This is a genomic window from Streptomyces puniciscabiei, from assembly GCF_006715785.1.
GTDB classification, from domain to species: Bacteria; Actinomycetota; Actinomycetes; order Streptomycetales; family Streptomycetaceae; genus Streptomyces; species Streptomyces puniciscabiei.
In genome coordinates, this window is sequence record NZ_VFNX01000001.1 from 4,808,649 (window position 1) to 4,827,162 (window position 18,514).

The window sequence follows — 18,514 nt, forward strand, 5'->3', positions numbered from 1 at the left end:
CAGCGGGTCACAGCGTGCCGCCGCTGTCCACGACCAGGTCGGTGCCGACGACGGAGGCCGCGTCGTCCGAGGCCAGGTAGAGGACGGCGGCGGCGACCTCCCGGGTGGCGGCGATGCGGCCGAGCGGGAGGGTGGCCCGCGCGCGCTCGGCCCGGTCCGCCTCGGTCTCGCCCGGGCGCAGGGACATGGAGGTCTCGGTGGCACCGGGGCTGACCACGTTGATCCGCACACCGTCCCGGATGTGGTCCAGGGCGGCGCCCCGGCTGAGCGCGGTCACGGCCGCCTTGGACGCGGAGTAGGCGGCGGCTCCGCGGGAGGCGGTGTGCAGGCCGAAGGTGGAGGAGATGTTGACGATCGCGCCGCCCGCCGGCTGGGTGCGCATCCGGCGGATCTGCGCCTGGAGGGCCAGGAAGACCCCGGTGACGTTGGTCGCGAGCTGGGTGTGCCAGTCCTCCTCCGGGAGGTCCGCGAGGGGCTGCCCGCCCCGGAACACGCCCGCGTTGTTGACCGCCACGTCGAGCGAGCCGAAGTACTCGACGGCGGCGCGGACCACCGCGTCGGCATCCCCCGCACGGGAGATGTCGGCGCTCACCGCGAGGCCCTTGCCGCCCTGTTCCTCGATCAGCCGGACGGTCTCCGCCAGCGGCTCGGGGCGCCGTCCGGCGACGACGACCCGGGCTCCCTCGGCGGCGAGCGCGAGGGCGACGGTCCGGCCGATGCCGGATCCGGCGCCGGTGACGAGGGCCGTCCGGCCGGAGAAACGGTGGTGTGCGGCGGTGGTCATGATCTCCCCTTTTCTTGACCGTTCGTTTCAGTATGAGGTGATGAAAAAGGCGCTGCTCGACCGTGCGCCTCAGTCGAGCAGCGCCAGCGCCTGCTCTGCCGCGTCCCGTACCCGGGCCGGGTCCGAGGACGCCTTGCCGACCACCCGCAGCCCCTGCATCAGCACCAGGAGCATGCGTGCGAGGACGAGCGGGTCGCGGTCGGCGGGCAGTTCACCCTGGGCCTGGGCGCGCACGAGTGCCGAGTGCAGCGCCGTCTCGATGTGGTCCCAGTTGCGCTCGACGTGCCGGGCGGCGGCCGGGTCGTGCGGGGCGAGTTCGGCGGCGGTGTTGGTGATCAGGCAGCCGTTCAGCCGCAGCCGCTCGTCGGCGGCCTCCGCCGCGTACCGCCGTACGACCCCGCGCACGGCCGGCAGGGCGGCGCCCGGCTGGGACAGCTCCCGCACGATCCGGCCGAGCCCCGCCCGCTCGTAGCGCTCCAGCGCCTTCAGGTACAGCTCGTGCTTGCTGCCGAAGGTCGCGTACAGGCTCGCTCTGCCGATGCCGAGGTGCTCGACCAGGCCGGCCATCGACGTCGCCTCGTAGCCGCGCCGCCAGAACAGCTCGAGGGCCGACTGCAGCGCGGCGTCCGGATCGAATTCCTTGGTCCTGGCCACGTACCGCAGCCTAGGTTTATCTGGAACGATCAGTCAAGCAAAGTCGATCCGTCGGCGTCGGTCAGACCGTGCGCACCTCGTACGCCGCCACCCGCACCTCGGCGTCGTCCAGGCACTCCCCGCTGACCAGGTCGAAACGCTGCTTCAGCAGGGGCGAGGCGACGAACGGGCGGCCGAGGCGGGTGCCGGTCAGGCCGCGGGAGAGGACGGCCGCGCCGGTGAAGGGGTCGCGGTTGTCGACGGCGTACAGGCGGTCGGCGCGGTCCCGGAAGAGGGCCACCTGGCGGCCGTCCGGCAGCAGGGCGGCCACCCCGCGGCCCGGGGTGAGCGCGCTCAGGTCGCAGGCCGTGAACCAGTCGTCGTCGGCGAGCCGGAGCTGGACCTTGAGGTCGGTGGTCTCGACAGCCAGGGTCATCGGGCGCTTCCTTCCAGTACGTCGTCGGCGGGCCGCAGGCCGATGTTCAGCAGCGGCAGGTCGGGCTTGATCTGGTCGCGCTCGGGGACGAAGGCGACGACCGGGTCCGGGGTGTCCGGGGCGTTCACGAAGGACACGAACCGGGCCAGCTTCTCGGGGTCGTTGATGGTCTCCGCCCATTCGTCGCGGTAGTTCGCGATGTGGGTCCGCATGAGCTGCTCCAGCTCGTCGCAGATGCCGAGCGAGTCGTGCACCACCACATCGCGTACGTGGTCCAGGCCGCCCGGGATCCGCTCCAGCCAGACGCTCGTGCGCTCCAGGCGGTCGGCGGTGCGGATGTAGAACATCAGGAACCGGTCGATCAGACGGACCAGTTCGGCGTCCGACAGGTCCTGGGCCAGCAGGTCGGCGTGGCGCGGGGTGGCGCCGCCGTTGCCGCCGACATACAGGTTCCAGCCGTTGGCCGTGGCGATCACGCCGAAGTCCTTCGACTGGGCCTCGGCGCACTCGCGCTGGCAGCCGGAGACCGCCGACTTCAGCTTGTGCGGGGAGCGCAGGCCCCGGTAGCGCAGCTCCAGGTCGATCGCCATCCTGACCGAGTCCTGGACGCCGTAGCGGCACCAGGTGGAGCCCACGCAGGACTTCACGGTACGCAGCGACTTGCCGTAGGCGTGCCCGGACTCGAAGCCGGCATCCACCAACCGCGCCCAGATCAGCGGCAGTTGCTCCACCCGCGCGCCGAACATGTCGATCCGCTGGCCGCCGGTGATCTTCGTGTAGAGACCGAAGTCCCGGGCGATCTCGCCGATCACGATCAGCCTCTCGGGCGTGATCTCGCCGCCGGGGATGCGCGGCACCACCGAGTACGAGCCGTTCTTCTGCAGGTTGGCCAGGAAGTGGTCGTTGGTGTCCTGCAGGGCCGCCTGCTCGCCGTCCAGGACATAGCCGCTCGCGCCGATCGTCGGGGCGAGGGAGGCGATGATCGAGGCGACGGCCGGCTTGCAGACCTCGCAGCCGTCGCCGCCCCGGGCGCCCTCACGGCCGTACCGGTCCAGCAGCTCCTGGTACGACGTGATGCGCAGGGCGAGGACGATCTCGTACAGCTCCTCGCGGGTCTGGGAGAAGCAGCCGCACAGGCCCTTGTCGACCTCGACGCCGGACGCCTCCAGCTCGGCGTTGACCAGCTGGCCGAGCACCTTGACGCAGGAACCGCAGCCGGTGCCGGCCTTGGTGCACTTCTTCACCTCGGGCACGGTGGTGCACTTGTGCTCCGTCACCGCGCCGCGGATGGTGCCCTTGCTGACGTTGTGGCAGGAGCAGATGATCGCCTCGTCCGGCAGGGCGGAGGGGCCGAGCTGGACCCCCGAGCCGGCTCCGGCGGGCAGGACGAGCGACTCGGGGGAGAGGGGAGGCACCGAGCCGGTCAGCGCACGCAGGGTGCCGTACGCGTCCGCGTCGCCGACGAGGATGCCGCCGAGCAGCGTGCCGTCGGAGCCGATGACCAGCTTCTTGTACTGGCCGGCGCGGGAGTCGGAGTAGACGACGTCCAGGCAGTCCTCGGTGGTGCCGTGCGCGTCGCCGAAGGACGCCACGTCCACGCCGAGCAGCTTCAGCTTGGTGGACAGGTCGGCGCCGGTGAAGGACGCCTCGTCCTCGGCGATGGTGGCCGCGGCCGTCTCCGCCTGCTCGTAGCCGGGGGCCACCAGGCCGTACACCCGGCCGTCCGCCGCCAGCGCGCACTCGCCGATCGCGAACACGTGCGGGTCGGTGACCGTACGGCACTGCTCGTCGACGGTGATGCCGCCGCGCTCGCCGACCGCGAGGCCGCAGTCCCGGGCCAGCTGGTCGCGGGGGCGGACGCCCGCGCTGAACACCACCATGTCGGTGGCCAGGTCGGAACCGTCGGACAGCTTCATGCCGGTGACGGCACCGGAGGCGTCCGTGACGATCTCCTGCGTGCCCACACCCGTGTGCACGGTCAGGCCCATGCCCTCGATGGTCCGCAGCAGCGCCGCGCCGCCGCCCTCGTCCACCTGCACCGGCATCAGGCGCGGGGCGAACTCCACGATGTGCGCGGTCAGTCCGAGCCCCTTCAGCGCGCCGGCCGCCTCCAGGCCGAGCAGGCCGCCGCCGACCACGGCTCCGGTCGTAGCCCTCGTCCTCGCGTACTCCTCGATGGCGAGGAGGTCCTCGATGGTCCGGTAGACGAAACAGCCCTCGGCGTCCTTGTTCGGGACCGGCGGCACGAAGGGGTAGGAGCCGGTGGCCAGGACGAGGGTGTCGTACTCGAAGACCTGGCCGGACCGGGCCGTGACCTTCTTCGCCTCGCGGTCGATCGTCTCCGCGGGGTCGCCGACGTACAGCTCGATGCCGTGCGTCTCGATGAACTCCATGTCGGTCATGGACAGGTCCTCGGGTGTCCTGCCCGAGAAGTACGAGGTGAGGGCGACGCGGTCGTACGCTGGACGCGGCTCCTCGCACAGCACGACCACGCGGTGCGTGGCGGTCAGGCCGCGCTCGGCGAGCGCTTCGAGGAAGCGCTGGCCGACCATGCCATGGCCGACGAGCACGATCGTGGGGGTGGCCCCCAGGGCGGTGGTCATCAGGAGCCTCCATCATTGGTGAGCAGGTGGAGCAGGGGCCCGCCGTCGGAGGGCAGCGGCTCTGCTCCCTCCCAGGCGCGGGCGAGCGCGCCGACGGTGCCGAGTTCGCCGACGAGGACCCCGCCGACCAGGCGGTCGTCGCGGACGACGACCTTGCGGTAGGTGCCGCGGGTGGCGTCGGCGAGCCGTACGACGTCGTCGCCGGGGCGCGCCTCGGTCTCGCCGAACGCGGCCAGGTCGAAGGGGGAGCCCGGGCCGTTGAGCGTCAGCCGGGTCAGGGAACGGGTGCCCAGGTACCGGGCGCCGGCGTCGCCCGCGAGCAGCTCGGCGAGCGCGTCGGCCTGTTCGAGCGCGGGGGAGGCCAGGCCGTAGACCGTGCCGCCGTGCTGGGCGCAGTCGCCGACGGCGTGGATGCGCGGGTCGGAGGTGCGCAGTTCGTCGTCGACGAGGATGCCCTTGCGCACGGCGAGACCGGCCTGCTCGGCGAGTCCGGTGCGCGGCCGCACGCCGCAGGCGAGGACGACGAGGTCGGCGTCGAGCGCGTACCCGTCGGCCAGCTCGACCGAGCGGACCGCGCCCGCGACCGAGCGCACGTCCCGCACCCGGCACTCGGTGTGCACCTCGACGCCCAGCTCGGTGAGGTGCCGCAGCACCAGCCGGGAGGCGTCCGGGTCGAGCTGGCGTTCCATGAGCCGCTCGGACTGCTGGGCGAGGACCACCTGGGCGCCGCGCACGGCGAGCGCGCGGGCGGCGGAGACGCCGAGCAGCCCGCCGCCGATGACGACCGCGCGCACCCCCGGCCGGACCGCCTTGGCCAGCCCCAGGCAGTCGTCCATGGTGCGGAACGCGTGGACGCCCTCGGGCAGTTGGTGGTCCGGTGTGAACAGGCCGCGCAGCGGCGGCAGCACGGGGTTGGAGCCGGTGGCGAGAACCAGCGTGTCGTATGCGATCGAGGAGCCGTCGGCGCACCTGACGGTCCGGGCCCCCCGGTCGATGCCGGTGACCCGGGCCCGCAGCAGGCCCTCGGGCGCGGGCAGGCCGATCACCTCGGGGGCGTACCGTCCGGCCAGCACCTCGGCGAGCAGCACCCGGTTGTACGGCGGGTGCTCCTCCTCGCCGACGAGCAGCGCGGGCGTGCCCAGCTCGCCGAGCCGCCGGGCGAGCCGTACGCCCGCGAGGCCGGCGCCGATCACCACCACACGCGTATTCGAGGTCATGCCCTTGAGCGTGCGGTCCCGACGTTACCCGGCCGCATCACGCCTGTTTCCCGTGAGGAACGCTGCCCTCAGCCTGCGGCGCCTGGGCCTGTGAGGTCCGGGGGTGTGATGGGTCGTATTTCAGGTGCGGCGCCGTTGGGGCTGGTCGCGCAGTTCCCCGCGCCCCTTCGGGGCGCCTCCGCTCAGCCGCGGCTGCCCGTCAGGTGGGCGAAGACCACCACGTTGCCCTGGTAGCCGGTGGCCTTCGAGTAGCCGCCGCCGCAGGTGATGACGCGGAGCTCGGGCCGGGGCGCCGCGCCGTAGACCTTCTCGTCGGGGAAGTCGTGCGCCGCGTACACCTCCACCGCGTCCACGGTGAACACGGCCACCGAGCCGTCCCGGCGGTCCACCTCGATGCGGGCGCCCCGCTTCAGTGCGCCCAGGTCGTAGAAGACGGCGGGGCCCTCGGCGTTGTCGACATGGCCGGCGACGATCGCGGTGCCCGTCTCGCCGGGTATGGTGCCGGCCTCGTACCAGCCGGCCAGGTTCTTGTTCTGCGCCGGGGGCACGTCCAGGCTGCCCGAGCGGGTGAGGGCCAGGCCCATCAGCGGGGCGTTCACACGGATCGCGGGTATGCGGATCCGGGTGGGTATGGAGGGGACGAGAGCGGGGGCGGCGAGCCGCTCGTCGCGCGGTTGCGGGCGTCCCTCGGCCGCGGCGGGCTGCGGTGGCGTGTGTGTCCCGGCGCCGCCGCCGAGCAGCCACACCCCGGAGCCGAGGGCCACGACGGTGACCGCGGCTATCGCGGTGTCGCCGACCCTGTCGCGCCTGGTTCGCTTGCGCATGCGAAGCCCTCTCCCGGGGGCGGACCCCGAACACCGGGGGCGGACCCCCGTCGACCCCCTCCCCCTCCGGGCCGCGAGGGGCATCGGACCCGGAGGGGGCGGGAATGTGCGGTACCGGCTGACGGACAGCGGAGGGTGTCCGTCAGATCCCGTCGCCTCTCGCCCGGCGATGCAGGAGCCAGGTACCGCCCGCGGCGGCGACGGCCAGCGCCGCCACACCCGCCGCGGTCTGCACGGGGTCGGCGCCGAGCGCGCCGCCGACCCCCGTCTTCACACTTCCTCGCGGCTGCACCTGCTCGTGCGCCGCGCTCAACGCCACCACCAGGTCGCCGGTCACCTGCCGGCCGCCCTCGGCACACTTGGCGACGATCTCGTACGTCCCCGGCTGCGCGCTCTCCGGCACCCGGAACTGCCCGATCGCCTCGCCGTTGTGCGAGCTGGGCGCCAGGGTGAAGGTGCCGGAGCCGACGGCGCTCGCGTCCCCGAGCGCCGAGCCCTTGTCGCCGCACACGGCGGTGTTCACGGTGACCTGGCCGCCGGGCACCACGCTGGAGGGGTACACGTCCAGGCTGCCGGTGGCGGCCCAGGCGGGTGCCGCCGCCACCACGACGAGCGCGGTACCGGTCAGCAGACGGGCGGTGCGTCGCATGGTGCTCCCCAGGTCAAGCGTCTCGGTCTGTCCCTTACCGAGGTAAGTCGCAGTCCGGGAGCCGCGCTCCCTGATAGCCCGTCAGAAATACGGTGAACGGGTGTCGCCCCTGGCCCCCACACGGCCTAGTCCCCGCCGGATTCCGGCAGGTCACAGGCGCGCCTCGGGGGCACAGGGGCGACCAGTACGAAAAGGACACGAATGGAGCGATGCCCGCCGTTGAACGGGTGACGGGACGGCGGCCTCAGTTCACGTTGACGGCGCTCCAGGCCGCCGCCACCGCGTTGTACTCCGCGCTGCCCGCGCCGTACAGGTCCTTGGCGGCGTTCAGGGTCGCCGTGCGGGCCCCCGCGTAGTTCGTGGAGGAGGTCATGTAGACCGTCAGCGCCCGGTACCAGATCTTGCCGACCTTGTCCCGGCCGATGCCGGTGACCGTGGAGCCGTTGTACGTCGGCGAGTCGTAGCTGACGCCGTTGATGGTCTTCTGGCCGCTGCCCTCCGCCAGCAGATAGGCGAAGTGGTTGGCGACGCCGGAGGAGTAGTGGACGTCGAGGTTGCCGACCGAACTGCTCCAGTAGTCCGCCGAGTTGCCGTCCTTCGACGGCTTGTCCATGTAGCGCAGCGCGGTGTGGCCGAAGCCGGACTTCACGATCTTCTCGCCGATGAGGTAGTCACCGGGGTCGGACGGGTTGTTCGCGTACCACTCGACCATGGTGCCGAGGATGTCCGAGGTGGCCTCGTTGAGCCCGCCGGACTCGCCCGAGTAGGTCAGCGCGGCCGTCTTGGACGTCACGCCGTGCGTCATCTCGTGGCCTGCCACGTCCAGCGCCACCAGCGGCCCGAAGGTGGTCCCGTCACCGTCGCCGTACGTCATGCAGAAGCAACTGTCGTCCCAGAAGGCGTTGTTGTAGTTGCTTCCGTAGTGGACGCGGTTGTACGACCCCTTGCCGTCGCCCGCGATGCCGCTGCGCCCCTGGACGTTCTTGTAGTAGTCCCAGGTCATGTTCGTGCCGTACTGGGCGTCGACGGCGGCCGAGGAGCGGTCGGCGGTGGTGCCGCTGCCCCAGTGGTTGTCGGCGTCCGTGAACAGGTCCGCGGGGGCCCGGCTGAAGCAGATGCCGAAGAAGCACAGGTCGGTCTTGTTCTCGGCGTCACCGGTGTAGGTGTTGCCGCGCGTCGGGTCCTTCAGCTGGTACGACGATCCCGACTGGGTCGTCTCCAGCGGGACCGTGCCGCTGTACAGGGACTTTCCGTCGCCTGCGGCGGTCTCGATGCTGTCCCAGGCGTCGATCTGCCGGCCGGTGCGGGCGTCGGTCAGCACGGTGCGGGCGACCGGGTTGCCGAGCGAGTCCAGGCCGACCGCGGTGGTGCGCCAGGCGAGCTTCGGGGTGCCGTGCAGGGCGTCGACGATCAGCTCGGGCTTGGCCTTGACCTGCTTGAGCGTGTCGCCGAGGTTGACGGCGCGCAGGGCGTTCACGGCAAGGTCGGCGGCCTTGACGGCCGGGATCCTCGGGAGGATCGAGGCGAGGGATATCTCGCCGCGGGTGGCCCGGTTCGCGCTGCGGTAGGTGCCGTCCGGGGCCAGGTGGACCACGAAGTCGCCGCCGAGCACGGGCAGTCCGTGGTAGGTACGGTCGTAGCGGACGTGCTGGGTGCCGTCCTTGTCCACGATCACGTCGCGGACGCTGGTGTTCTCGGCGGAGGTCAGGCCCAGGCTCGCGGCATGGGCCAGGAGCGCTGACGCGGCGTGCTGGATGGCGGTGGCCCGGGTCGGTCTGGCGTCGGCGTGGGCGGCGGGGGAGAGGGCCATGGTCAGCAGCGTCGCGGTGCTGACGGCGACGCCGGCGGTGGTGGCGAGACGACGGGATCCTCGGACGTGCTGGCGTATCCGGCTCATCGGTCTCCTCGGGGAAGCGCCCGACTAGGCGTGGGGGCGGCGCTGATGTCCCCAGAGATTTAAGAGGCCATGACATGTCATGTCCATAGCCCTGTTATGGAGATGTGTGAGGGGGCGGGGGAGGCGACGCACCGGCTGCGGCTCTGAATGGCGAGGGCATGACAGGCTGGCCCGGTCGTCGGGGTCGTCGCCCGGCCGGACGTACGCGGTGCGGGGCGGTCGGCCGGACAGGCTCTACGCCGACACGAGATCCCTGATGAGCTGCGTCATCTGCGCGGACGGGGCGACCCCCAGTTCCCTGCGGAGCAGCGCCCGGTACTCCTCGTAGCGCTTGACCGCGCAGGCGAGGTTGCCCTCGGCGGCGTGCACGTCGATGACAATGCGGTGGCCGGTTTCGCGGATCGGGTCGATCCCGATGGCGGCCAATGCGGTCTGCAGCGCGGGTACGTAGTGCCCGGCGGAGCGGAACTGCTGGGCCAGGCTTTCGAGGGCGTGCTGACGCAGCTGGTTCCAGCGGTCGCGCTCCGTCGTCAGCCATTCGTCGGGCCAGCCGGGCAGCAGCTCCCGGGACAGTTCCTCGACCAACGGCTCGAAGTCGTAGGGGAGTTCGCTCAGGCCCGCGATGATCTGCCGAGCCGTCGCCCAGGCGGTACGCAGGTCCACCAGGACCCCTTCGGACAGCCGCAGGCGTTGCCCGATGCACTCGATCGCCGGTATGGAGCACGCGCGACGTGCCTGGCACAGGGCGGAGCGGAGGTTCGCGGCCGCCCGGCAAGGGGTCGAGTCGGGCCACAGCACCCCGGCGCCCGCGGCTCGGTACACCCCTTCGCGGTTCAGGGCAAGTAAGGCCAGCAGGCGCTGAGTTCCCAGCGGAAGCATGTGCGGACCTTCGCCGCAGGCGAATTCGAAAACCTGAAGTAGTTGCAACTTTGGACAAGATGTGCCAGACACATCCACCACTGTGCAACGTGCATATGCGTCATGCATCTGCACGTCCGCTCATGGGGTCGGGCCGCCGCACCGGGCCGCAGCCGGAGCCACGATGATTTCGCCCTTGCCCAGGATGCCCCCTGACGTGCGCAAAGAACACACCAGGAACGCATCGGCAACGTCGGCGGAACAGGGCCGCGGCGCTTCGGGTGCACCTGCGCCACACCGCCGTCCGAGGCTGGCTCACAAGCCGCCGCGGCAGAGCGGTGGCCGGTTCAAAGGATTGCGGGATGGAAGCTCGTTCGGTTCTCGGGGAACCCGCCGGTGGCGGCGGCCTCCTGGGCGATCCGCGCGTGTGCGTGGCGGTGCTCGACGGTCCCGTGGACCTCGGCCACCCCTGCTTCGCCGGTGCCGACATCCGTGCCCTGCCCACCCTGGTGCGGGACCCGGCCGGATCCGGCCCGATGGCGTTGCACGGAACCCACGTCACGAGCCTGCTGTTCGGGCAGCCCGCCAGTCCGGTGACGGGTGTCGTACCGCGATGCCGCGGTCTGGTGCTGCCGGTGTTCCCCGACGACACCCGGGTCCGGGTACGCCAACTGGACATCGCCCGCGCGATCGAACAGGCGGTCCAGGCGGGGGCGCACATCATCAACATCAGCGGAGGCGAACGCACCGCGGACGGCGCGCCGGACCCGATGCTGGAACGGGCGCTGAAACTGTGCGAGGACCACGGCGTGCTCGTCGTGGCAGCCGTGGGCAACGACGGCTGCGACTGCCTCCAGGCCCCCGCCGCCACCGCATCGGTCCTCGCGGTGGGCGCTCTGGGCGCCGGCGGCACACCCCTGGAACTCAACAACTGGGGTTCGGCCTATCGCGGCAACGCCGTACTGGCGCCTGGCGAGGACATCCGGGGCGCCGCCCCGGGCGGCGGCACCCGCTCCCTGACCGGGAGCAGCTTCGCCACGCCCCTCGTGTCCGGGCTCGCCGCGCTGCTGGTCGCGGCCCAACTGGGCCGGGGCCTGCCCCCGGACCCCAGGGCGGCCGGCCGGGCGATCCTCGCCACCGCCACCGAGTGCCGGCCCGCCGACGCCCCGCACTGCCGACGGTTCCTTGCCGGAACGGTGTCCGCCCCGCGGGCCCTCCGGCTCGTCGGGGCCGCGCAGCCGCACCCCGCCACGGCACGGCCGGCCGCCGTTGCCCTGGCACCACAGCCGTACGAGGGGGGCTCGTCCGAAGGAGAAGGAGCGAGCGAGATGGACAGTGACCGCCAGTACTGGGACGCAGCACACGGCGCCGCGGGCATGAGCCGTGCCGTGCCGGGAGAAGGGCTGCATGCGGCAGCGAGCGCGCCCGGGCCGGCCGGCGCAGGGCCGCACGCGGCACAGGGCACGCCCTGGCCGGCCGACGCAGGACCGCGAGCGGCAGGGAACACCCTTCCGCCACCCGACGGCGGCACGGCTCCGCCCGCGCTCACCGCTCCGCCCCCGCCCACCACTCCGCCCCGGCCCGTCGGGGAGCCCGGCGTCCTGGCCGCGTGCGCCTGCGGATGCGGGGGCGGCCCGGGGTGTCGCGAAGCGGGCGGCAGCGCCGGGGCCGCAGCCGCGCGGCCTGCGGCACACACACCACAGCCCCCGGCCCCCGGCGCCGTACCGGCGGACACCGCACCGGCCGGTGCGGTCCCGCCCGCTCGTCCTCGGCCCGGGCCCGAAGCCCGGCTCGAGCCCTCGGGCCTTCCGGGCGAGCCCGAGGGCGGCGCCCTCCAGCCGCCGTCCCCCGAACCGCTCGGGCCGGCGAGCCCCCACCCCGCACCCGGCGTGCACCCAGCGTGCGCCTGCCAGACCGGTACTTCCGGCAGAGCGCTGGTCTACGCGATCGGCACCATCGGATTCGACTACACGACCGAGGCCCGTCGGGACAGCTTCCGTCAGGCGATGCCCTTCGTCGAGGACGGGCAGGACGACCAGGGACGCCCGCGCACCAAGCAACCGGACGTCTACGACCCGACCCAGCTGCGCGACTACCTGATCACGGCCCCCTGGGCGGCGAACAACCTCGCCTGGACCCTGATGGTCGACGGCGCCCCGGTCTACGCGCTGGAGGCCGAACCGGCCATCGGCATGGAATACGGCGAGACCTTCGACGAGCAGCGGGTACGCCGCGCGGCCTCGGAGCCCTCCAGCATGGCGGACCTGCTGGTCGAACTCGCGCGCCCGCCCGTCTCCACGGTCTACCGGACGTTCCGGGACGCCATCGTCGGCGAGGCGCTGAAGCCGGAGGACGAGAACTTCGTCTCCCTCGTGTCCGTCCCCGGTGTGCTGACCGACCGCACCACCCGCCTGTTCAGCGGGCAGGTCGTGCCCGTGGTCGAGGTGAAGAGCCGCGGACTCTACACCTGGAACGAGGCGGCCCTCGTCGAGGACGTCATCGCCACCGTGACGGCCGACAACGCCAAGCGCAACGTCAGCCTGCGCGAGGACGTGCTCCGCAAGACCGTGCGCGCCCTGCTGGACAAGCTCTACTACCAGTTCCGCAACCTCGGCCAGACCGACGCGGACCGGGCCCTGAACTACGCCGGCACCAACGCGTTCCTGCTCACCAGCTCCTTCGCCGACGGGCTGCTGGGTGCCAAGTACGTCCCCGGCGACGAGGACCGCTTCTACTCCCTGGACTCCATCAGCGTCAGCAAGAGCACGTACTGCAGGGAGAGTTCGATCTGCTACGACGTCGTGACGACGTTCTTCGACCCGGAGAACGAACTCCGTTCGCGGCTGTCCTTCCTGCAGACGATCGACGTCAGCATCGAGACCCCGGTCAGCGTGGCGCCGGTCCACCAGTTCCTGGGCGCCATGTGAGGCGCCACCGGCCGCTAGGAGGCGACGACAGTGTCCAGTACGCACCGACCACCACGGCTCAGACTGCCCGTTCCCGCACCGCCCGTGTTCAGGGACGGGCCCATGGAACCCCCGGGGCACGCCGGCCCCGGAGCGGACGGCGGGGCCCGTGCGGCGGGTGACCGCTGCCGGAACCTCACCGGCCCCGCGCGGCAGATGTGCTACTCCGCGCGCTACGGCGTCCGGGTCTGAACGATCCGGATAACGGAAGAAGACAGAAAGGAGCAAGGTCATGAGGGACCGCAACTCGCGAAAGGCGGACGGCGCCAGGGCTGCCACGCTGCGCATGCCGCAGCAGGCACCCCCGGTCGACCGGACCGCCGCCGGCGCCGCTGCCTACGCCCACGACAGGGGCGACGGCGTCCAGCCGAACGGACTCCTGAACTGGCTCGGCCAGAAGGCGGATGACGTCATCGGCAGCATCCTGCCCTGACACCGCCACCGTGCAGGCGGGCGCGGCCGCCCATCGCAGTGCGCCCGCCTGCGCGCCCCCCTTCTTTCCGTAACGGACGAAAGGCAGCGCCATGCGCCTCAACCTCCCGCCCCAGGCGGCGACCGACCGGAACCGGGACCGCTACCAGCCGTATCTGCTCAGCTACGTCCTCACGGACGAATCCTCCGGTGACTCCTCCGACAACTCGCCCGGCGGCTCGTCCGGCAACTCGGCGCGGTCTCCGGGTGCGGTGCGCACCATCACCCCACGGGACAGCCTGCTGCCGCCCGGCGGCCCGGCGCGCGACAGCAACGAGTTCGTGATCCAGGTCCAGCCCGGCGGTGTCCTCGGCCACGCCCCCGGCGATCCCGCCCCCCTGTGCCGCTCCACCCGTGGCGGCTGCCCCCCGTCCCGCCGCTGACCCGGCGACCGCCCGGAAGGGGACCCCATGCCCGCCCTGCGCACGGCCATCGCCTGGCCCAACGACAAGACGTACCTCTTCTTCGACGACGACACCTACACCCGCTACGACACGGTCACCGGCACCCTCGAACAACAGGGACTGAGCGTCCCCGCACAGTGGACCGGCCTCGCCGGCTCGCCCGGAGCGTTCGTGTGGTGGGGCGCGGGCAAGGCCTACGCGTTCACCGGCGGCACCTACGTCCGCTACGACGAGCCCGGTGACCGCGCCGACCCCGACTACCTGCCCCCCAACCCGCCGTTCACGGTGGCCGGGAACTGGACCGGGCTGCCCGCCGACTGGCAGTCGGGTTTCGACACGGCGGTGAACTGGGGCACGGGCAAGCTGTACTTTTTCAAGGGCGACGGTTACCTGCGCTACGACATCACCGCCGACCGTGCCGACGACGGCTACCCCCGACCGATCGCCGGCAACTGGAACGGCCTCTTCGCCCAGGACCTCACCGCCGCCCTGTACTCCGGTGGCCGCTACGCCTACTTCTTCCGCGGCGACGACTACCAGCGGTACGACGTCGACGCGGATGCCGTGGACGACAACGGCACCCTGGCGACCCTGCGCTTCGAGCCGGTGCCCGGCGGCGGCGTGCGGCCGGCCCGGCTGCTGACCCCGCAGCAGGCCAACCAGCTGACAACCGACCTGATCACTCGGGGCATCCTGACCCTCCAGGGCGGGGCCGCACCCGCGGTGGGCCAGAACGTCGCCGTCCAGCCACCCACCCTCGGCCCGGTCCGCTACACCAACGCCCTCAACCCCGCGGCCGGCTTCTTCGACAACGTCGACCAGCGCATGCTCATCGCGCTCCACCGCCTGACCCGCTGGATCGACTCCTCCGTCCCCGACGTGACCGAGCTGCGCCACCTCGGCATCGGCCACGGCAACGGCCCGCCGAACGACTGCCACAACCAGGGCCGCGCCCTCGACCTCTCGGGCATCGTCGGCACCCTGGACGGCACCCCCTTCACCAAGTCGATCCTCCAGGACTGGGGCAAGCTACCGCCCCGCACCGGCAGCACCGTACGCATCGACCCGTCCGTCGACGCCCTGGCCTACCAGCTGTTCTCCACGGCCTACCGCTTCGCCACCCACGAATGCGAGGCCAACGGCATCGGCACCGGCAACAAGTGGCCCATGCCCCCACTCGGCGACAGCGGCTTCGTCATCTATCCCGACTACAGCGGCGACCCCGGGCTGCGCCAGGCCCATCAGAACCACATCCACCTGCAGGTCGGCAGGACGAGGGTCTGATCACGGAAGAGGGCGGGCCTGCCGCACAATCGGAGCGTGCACCCGCGAGAGCCACAAGAGCCGAGGGACCCCGGAACCCCGCTGCCGTTCTTCGTCTACGGCACCCTGCGCCCCGGCGAGGCCAACCACGACCTGTTCCTGCGGGGCCGCATCGCGGCGGAGGAACCGGCCCGCCTGCCCGGCGCGGCACTCTACGACGGCCCCGGCTACCCCTACGCCGTGGAACGGCCGGGCGGCGAGGTCCGGGGCGAACTGATCACGCCGCGCCCGGAGTCGTACGCCGAACTGCTCGCCGCCCTGGACCGCTTGGAGGAGCACGCGCCGGGTGATTCCCGCAACCTCTACGAACGCGTCGCCCGCGACGTCATCCGCACCGCCGACGGCACCCCCACCCTCGCCTGGGTCTACCTGGCCGCCCCACCGGTCGCCGCCCGCCTGCGCGCCACCGGCACCCCCATCGAGGGCGGCGACTGGCTGTCCCGGCGCTGACTCAGCCCAGCAACCGCACCCCCTGCGGCACCGCGATCCCGAAGTCCTCCTCCACCACGCGGCGTGCCTCCGTCTCGTCCGTCAGCTTGCGTTCGGTCACCGTGCCGTCGGCGCGGGTCTCGGTCAGCCGGGGGCCGTCCAGGGCCAGATGGCGCTCGGCGGTGGTGCGCTGGAGGTAGGGGCGCTTGGTGAAGGGGGAACGGGGGTGGGTGCCGACGTACCAGTTGAAGACCTCGAAGTCCGGTGCGGCGAACGGCTCCAGGGTGAAGGCGTACTGGCCGACCCACCGCTGCGCCCGGCGGTCGTACGCCTGCAACTCCCGGAGTTCCAGCGGGCCTTCGTGCGGCAGAGGCATGAGGCGGTGCCGGCGTCCCGCGCCCTCGGACTCCTCGCCGGTGACCAGCGGCACCGGCAGCAGCAGAGCGCCGATCGCGCCGAAGCCCACGTCCGCGAGATACGGCTCCGGCTCGCCGGGCACCGAGACCCGCAGCATCGCGTGGGTGCGCGGCCGGCTCTCGGGTGTCTCGGCGCCCAGCACCACCCGCCCGGCCAGCGGTGTCACGCCGAACCCCAGCTTTTCAAGGGCCAGCCGGAGCAGGGTGTTGTGCTCGTAGCAGTAGCCGCCGCGCCGGCCGTGGATCATCTTGGCCGTCAGATCGGCCGGGGCGAGTGAGGGGGCCCGGCCGGACACGGCGTCCAGGTTCTCGAAGGGCAGGGACAGCGCGTGCGCCAGATGCACACCCCGCAGGGTGCCGAGGCCGGCGCGGTGGCCGCCCTGCCATCCGATGCGGTCCAGATAGGCGTCGAGGTCGAACTGCTCGAGATCGGACATACCTCGAACCTAACGCGCTCCGGCCGCTGCCCGCCCCGACCCGCGGATCGATCCGTGCTACGTCCCTGGCCCTACGACCTCCACCCGCACCGCGCACGACTTGAACTCCGGCATCCGTGACGTCGGGTCGAGGGCCGGGTTGGTGAGCGTGTTGGCACGGCCCTCGCCCGGCCAGTGGAAGGGCATGAACACGGTGTCCGGGCGGATGGCGGCGGTGATCCGGGCGGGCGCGGTGGCCCGGCCCCGTCGGGATGTCACGGTCACCGGGTCGCCCTCGGCCGCGCCGATCCGGGCCGCGAGGCGCGGGTGCAGCTCCACGAAGGGGCCGGGCGCGGCCGCGTTCAGCTCCGCCACACGCCGGGTCTGCGCCCCCGACTGGTACTGGGACACCACCCGGCCGGTGGTCAGCAGGAGCGGGTACTCGGCATCCGGTTCCTCCGCCGTGGGCCGGTGCCCCACAGCCGCGAAACGGGCCCGCCCGTCCTCGGTGGCAAAACGGTCCAGGAAGAGGCGCGGGGTGCCCGGGTGGGCTTCGGCCGTGGGGTCCTCCGCCGGCTGCGGGCACGGCCAGAACACCCCGTTCTCCTCCGCCAGGCGCCGGTAGGTGATCCCGGAGTAGTCCGCCGGACCACCGGCGCTCGCCCGGCGGAGCTCGTCGAAGACCTCCTCGGGATCGGTCGGGAAGCCCTTCTCCACGCCGAGGCGGGCCGCCAGCTCGTGCAGGACGTACAGGTCGCTGCGGACCCCGGGCGGCGGGGTGACCGCCCGGCGGCGCAGCAGGACCCTGCCCTCCAGGCTGGTCGTCGTGCCCGTCTCCTCCGCCCACTGGGTGACCGGCAGGACGACGTCCGCCAGCTGGGCCGTCTCCGACAGCACCACATCGCACACGGCGAGGAAATCGAGGGACTTGACGCGTTCCTCGATGTGGGCCGCGCGCGGCGCCGACACCACCGGGTTGGAGCCCATCAGCAGCAGCGCCCGGATGTCCGTGCCGAGGGCGTCGAGGAGCTCGTACGCGCTGCGCCCGGGGCCGGGGAGCGCATCCGGGTCCACGCCCCACACACCGGCCACGTGGGCCCGCGCCGCCGGGTCGTCCAGCTTGCGGTAGCCGGGCAGCTGGTCGGCCTTCTGGCCGTGTTCCCGGCCGCCCTGCCCGTTGCCCTGCCCGGTCAGACAGCCGTATCCGGACAGCGGGCGGCCCGCCCGGCCCGTGGCCAGGCACAGGTTGATCCACGCGCCCACCGTGTCCGTGCCCTTGGACTGCTGCTCCGGCCCGCGCGCCGTCAGCACCATCGCGCTCTCCGGCTCGCAGAACAGCCGTACGGCTTCGCGGAGTTGCGGAACGGACACCCCCGTGATCCGCTCCACGTGCTCCGGCCAGTGCGCCATCGCCACCGCCCGCGCCTGCTCCCAGCCGGTGGTCCGCTCCCGGAGGTACTCCTCGTCCGTGCGCCCCTCGGCCACGATCAGGTGCAGCAGGCCGAGGGCCAGCGCGAGATCGGTGCCGGGGCGGGGGGCCAGGTGCAGGTCCGCCTGCTCGGCCGTCCTGGTCCGGCGCGGGTCCACGACGATCAGCTTCCCGCCGTTCTCCCGCAGCTCGGTGAAGAAGCGCAGGGACGGCGGCATGGTCTCGGCGAGATTCGATCCGACGAGGATCACGCACCCCGTCCTCGGGATGTCCTCCAGCGGGAAGGGCAGCCCCCGGTCGAGCCCGAACGCCTTCGTCCCGGCCGCAGCGGCCGACGACATGCAGAACCGGCCGTTGTAGTCGATCTGCGAGGTGCCGAGCACCACCCGGGCGAACTTCCCGAGCGTGTACGCCTTCTCGTTCGTCAGCCCGCCCCCGCCGAACACCCCCACGGCGTCCGCGCCGTGCTCCTCCCGTACGCTCCCGAGCCGCTCGGCGATCAGGTCCAGCGCCTCCGCCCAGCCCGCCTCGACCAGCCGGCCCCCGGACCGCACCAGGGGCGAGGTCAGCCGTACCGCGGGCGACAGCACCTCGGCCGCCGTACGGCCCTTGCCGCACAGCGCGCCCCGGTTCACCGGGAAGTCCGTTCGTTCGGTCACCCGGGCGCCCCCCTGCGGCAGGGGCGTGATGTTCATCCCGCACTGCAGGGCGCAGTACGGGCAGTGGGTGGGCGTCGAGGCGATCGGTTCCATGCCGCCA

17 protein-coding genes are annotated in these 18,514 nt (G+C 72.4%); 6 read left to right on the forward strand and 11 right to left on the reverse strand.

Annotation, left to right across the window (positions count from 1 at the left end):
* Positions 1-7: 7 nt before the first annotated feature.
* The 9 genes from FB563_RS22265 to FB563_RS22305 form a co-directional block, all read right to left on the reverse strand.
* Positions 8-784, reverse strand: coding sequence for an SDR family NAD(P)-dependent oxidoreductase (locus FB563_RS22265; RefSeq protein ID WP_055706735.1), 777 nt, complete (start codon positions 782-784; stop codon positions 8-10).
* Between the two features lie 69 nt (positions 785-853).
* A complete protein-coding gene (locus tag FB563_RS22270) occupies positions 854-1,438 on the reverse strand; it encodes a TetR/AcrR family transcriptional regulator (protein ID WP_055706736.1) in 585 nt (194 codons plus the stop codon).
* Between the two features lie 61 nt (positions 1,439-1,499).
* Positions 1,500-1,853, reverse strand: coding sequence for a nitrite reductase small subunit NirD (gene nirD, locus FB563_RS22275; protein ID WP_055706737.1), 354 nt, complete (start codon positions 1,851-1,853; stop codon positions 1,500-1,502).
* Positions 1,850-4,456 carry a nitrite reductase large subunit NirB gene (gene nirB / locus FB563_RS22280; protein WP_055706738.1) on the reverse strand — a complete coding sequence of 869 codons (2,607 nt, stop codon included), beginning with the start codon at positions 4,454-4,456 and terminating at the stop codon, positions 1,850-1,852. The genes nirD and nirB overlap by 4 nt, the downstream gene beginning before the upstream one ends.
* The gene (locus FB563_RS22285; protein WP_055706739.1) at positions 4,456-5,673 is read right to left on the reverse strand and encodes an NAD(P)/FAD-dependent oxidoreductase; all 1,218 of its coding nucleotides are present in this window, start codon (positions 5,671-5,673) and stop codon (positions 4,456-4,458) included. Before FB563_RS22285 ends, nirB begins: the two co-directional genes overlap by 1 nt.
* Positions 5,674-5,855: 182 nt before the next feature.
* Entirely contained in the window at positions 5,856-6,497 is a 642-nt protein-coding gene (locus FB563_RS22290; RefSeq protein ID WP_055706740.1) for a class F sortase, read from the reverse strand.
* Positions 6,498-6,639: 142 nt separating this feature from the next.
* Positions 6,640-7,146: a hypothetical protein gene (locus FB563_RS22295; RefSeq protein ID WP_055706741.1), complete on the reverse strand. Its 507-nt coding sequence runs from the start codon at positions 7,144-7,146 to the stop codon at positions 6,640-6,642.
* A gap of 244 nt (positions 7,147-7,390) precedes the next feature.
* Entirely contained in the window at positions 7,391-9,043 is a 1,653-nt protein-coding gene (locus FB563_RS22300) for a M4 family metallopeptidase (protein ID WP_055706742.1), read from the reverse strand.
* A 234-nt stretch (positions 9,044-9,277) separates the two neighbouring features.
* Positions 9,278-9,922, reverse strand: a complete 645-nt coding sequence (locus FB563_RS22305; protein ID WP_159045522.1) for an AfsR/SARP family transcriptional regulator — start codon at positions 9,920-9,922, stop codon at positions 9,278-9,280.
* A 341-nt stretch (positions 9,923-10,263) separates the two neighbouring features.
* Between FB563_RS22305 and FB563_RS43035 the strand changes: the two genes are divergently transcribed.
* The 6 genes from FB563_RS43035 to FB563_RS22330 all read left to right on the forward strand — a co-directional run bounded on the left by FB563_RS43035 (position 10,264) and on the right by FB563_RS22330 (position 15,515).
* Positions 10,264-12,828, forward strand: coding sequence for a cyanobactin maturation protease PatG family protein (locus tag FB563_RS43035; RefSeq protein ID WP_167528501.1), 2,565 nt, complete (start codon positions 10,264-10,266; stop codon positions 12,826-12,828).
* Between the two features lie 102 nt (positions 12,829-12,930).
* On the forward strand, positions 12,931-13,059 hold the full coding sequence (locus tag FB563_RS44955) for a hypothetical protein (RefSeq protein WP_267888673.1): 129 nt from the start codon (positions 12,931-12,933) through the stop codon (positions 13,057-13,059).
* Positions 13,060-13,099: 40 nt separating this feature from the next.
* Positions 13,100-13,300, forward strand: a complete 201-nt coding sequence (locus FB563_RS22315; RefSeq protein WP_055709997.1) for a hypothetical protein — start codon at positions 13,100-13,102, stop codon at positions 13,298-13,300.
* A gap of 91 nt (positions 13,301-13,391) precedes the next feature.
* A complete protein-coding gene (locus FB563_RS22320) occupies positions 13,392-13,721 on the forward strand; it encodes a hypothetical protein (RefSeq protein ID WP_142218853.1) in 330 nt (109 codons plus the stop codon).
* A 27-nt stretch (positions 13,722-13,748) separates the two neighbouring features.
* The gene (locus FB563_RS22325) at positions 13,749-15,026 is read left to right on the forward strand and encodes a hemopexin repeat-containing protein (protein ID WP_055709780.1); all 1,278 of its coding nucleotides are present in this window, start codon (positions 13,749-13,751) and stop codon (positions 15,024-15,026) included.
* Between the two features lie 36 nt (positions 15,027-15,062).
* Positions 15,063-15,515, forward strand: coding sequence for a gamma-glutamylcyclotransferase family protein (locus tag FB563_RS22330; RefSeq protein ID WP_055709779.1), 453 nt, complete (start codon positions 15,063-15,065; stop codon positions 15,513-15,515).
* 1 nt (position 15,516) lies between these two features.
* On the opposite strand, the gene FB563_RS22335 is transcribed toward FB563_RS22330, so the two are convergent.
* A complete protein-coding gene (locus tag FB563_RS22335; protein ID WP_055709778.1) occupies positions 15,517-16,347 on the reverse strand; it encodes an arylamine N-acetyltransferase family protein in 831 nt (276 codons plus the stop codon).
* Positions 16,348-16,404: 57 nt separating this feature from the next.
* On the reverse strand, positions 16,405-18,507 hold the full coding sequence (locus tag FB563_RS22340) for a molybdopterin oxidoreductase family protein (protein ID WP_055709777.1): 2,103 nt from the start codon (positions 18,505-18,507) through the stop codon (positions 16,405-16,407).
* Between the last annotated feature and the right edge of the window lie 7 nt (positions 18,508-18,514).

What these genes read in the sequence shown, in the direction of transcription:
- FB563_RS22325 (WP_055709780.1), top strand. Translation starts at nt 13,749, where the DNA reads ATGCCCGCCCTGCGCACGGCCATCGCCTGGCCCAACGACAAGACGTAC.
- FB563_RS22320 (WP_142218853.1), top strand. Translation starts at nt 13,392, where the DNA reads ATGCGCCTCAACCTCCCGCCCCAGGCGGCGACCGACCGGAACCGGGAC.
- FB563_RS22290 (WP_055706740.1), bottom strand. Translation starts at nt 6,497, where the DNA reads ATGCGCAAGCGAACCAGGCGCGACAGGGTCGGCGACACCGCGATAGCC.
- FB563_RS22285 (WP_055706739.1), bottom strand. Translation starts at nt 5,673, where the DNA reads ATGACCTCGAATACGCGTGTGGTGGTGATCGGCGCCGGCCTCGCGGGC.
- nirD (WP_055706737.1), bottom strand. Translation starts at nt 1,853, where the DNA reads ATGACCCTGGCTGTCGAGACCACCGACCTCAAGGTCCAGCTCCGGCTC.
- FB563_RS22300 (WP_055706742.1), bottom strand. Translation starts at nt 9,043, where the DNA reads ATGAGCCGGATACGCCAGCACGTCCGAGGATCCCGTCGTCTCGCCACC.
- FB563_RS22335 (WP_055709778.1), bottom strand. Translation starts at nt 16,347, where the DNA reads ATGTCCGATCTCGAGCAGTTCGACCTCGACGCCTATCTGGACCGCATC.
- FB563_RS22265 (WP_055706735.1), bottom strand. Translation starts at nt 784, where the DNA reads ATGACCACCGCCGCACACCACCGTTTCTCCGGCCGGACGGCCCTCGTC.
- FB563_RS22340 (WP_055709777.1), bottom strand. Translation starts at nt 18,507, where the DNA reads ATGGAACCGATCGCCTCGACGCCCACCCACTGCCCGTACTGCGCCCTG.
- FB563_RS43035 (WP_167528501.1), top strand. Translation starts at nt 10,264, where the DNA reads ATGGAAGCTCGTTCGGTTCTCGGGGAACCCGCCGGTGGCGGCGGCCTC.
- FB563_RS22295 (WP_055706741.1), bottom strand. Translation starts at nt 7,146, where the DNA reads ATGCGACGCACCGCCCGTCTGCTGACCGGTACCGCGCTCGTCGTGGTG.
- FB563_RS22305 (WP_159045522.1), bottom strand. Translation starts at nt 9,922, where the DNA reads ATGCTTCCGCTGGGAACTCAGCGCCTGCTGGCCTTACTTGCCCTGAAC.
- FB563_RS22315 (WP_055709997.1), top strand. Translation starts at nt 13,100, where the DNA reads ATGAGGGACCGCAACTCGCGAAAGGCGGACGGCGCCAGGGCTGCCACG.
- FB563_RS44955 (WP_267888673.1), top strand. Translation starts at nt 12,931, where the DNA reads ATGGAACCCCCGGGGCACGCCGGCCCCGGAGCGGACGGCGGGGCCCGT.
- nirB (WP_055706738.1), bottom strand. Translation starts at nt 4,456, where the DNA reads ATGACCACCGCCCTGGGGGCCACCCCCACGATCGTGCTCGTCGGCCAT.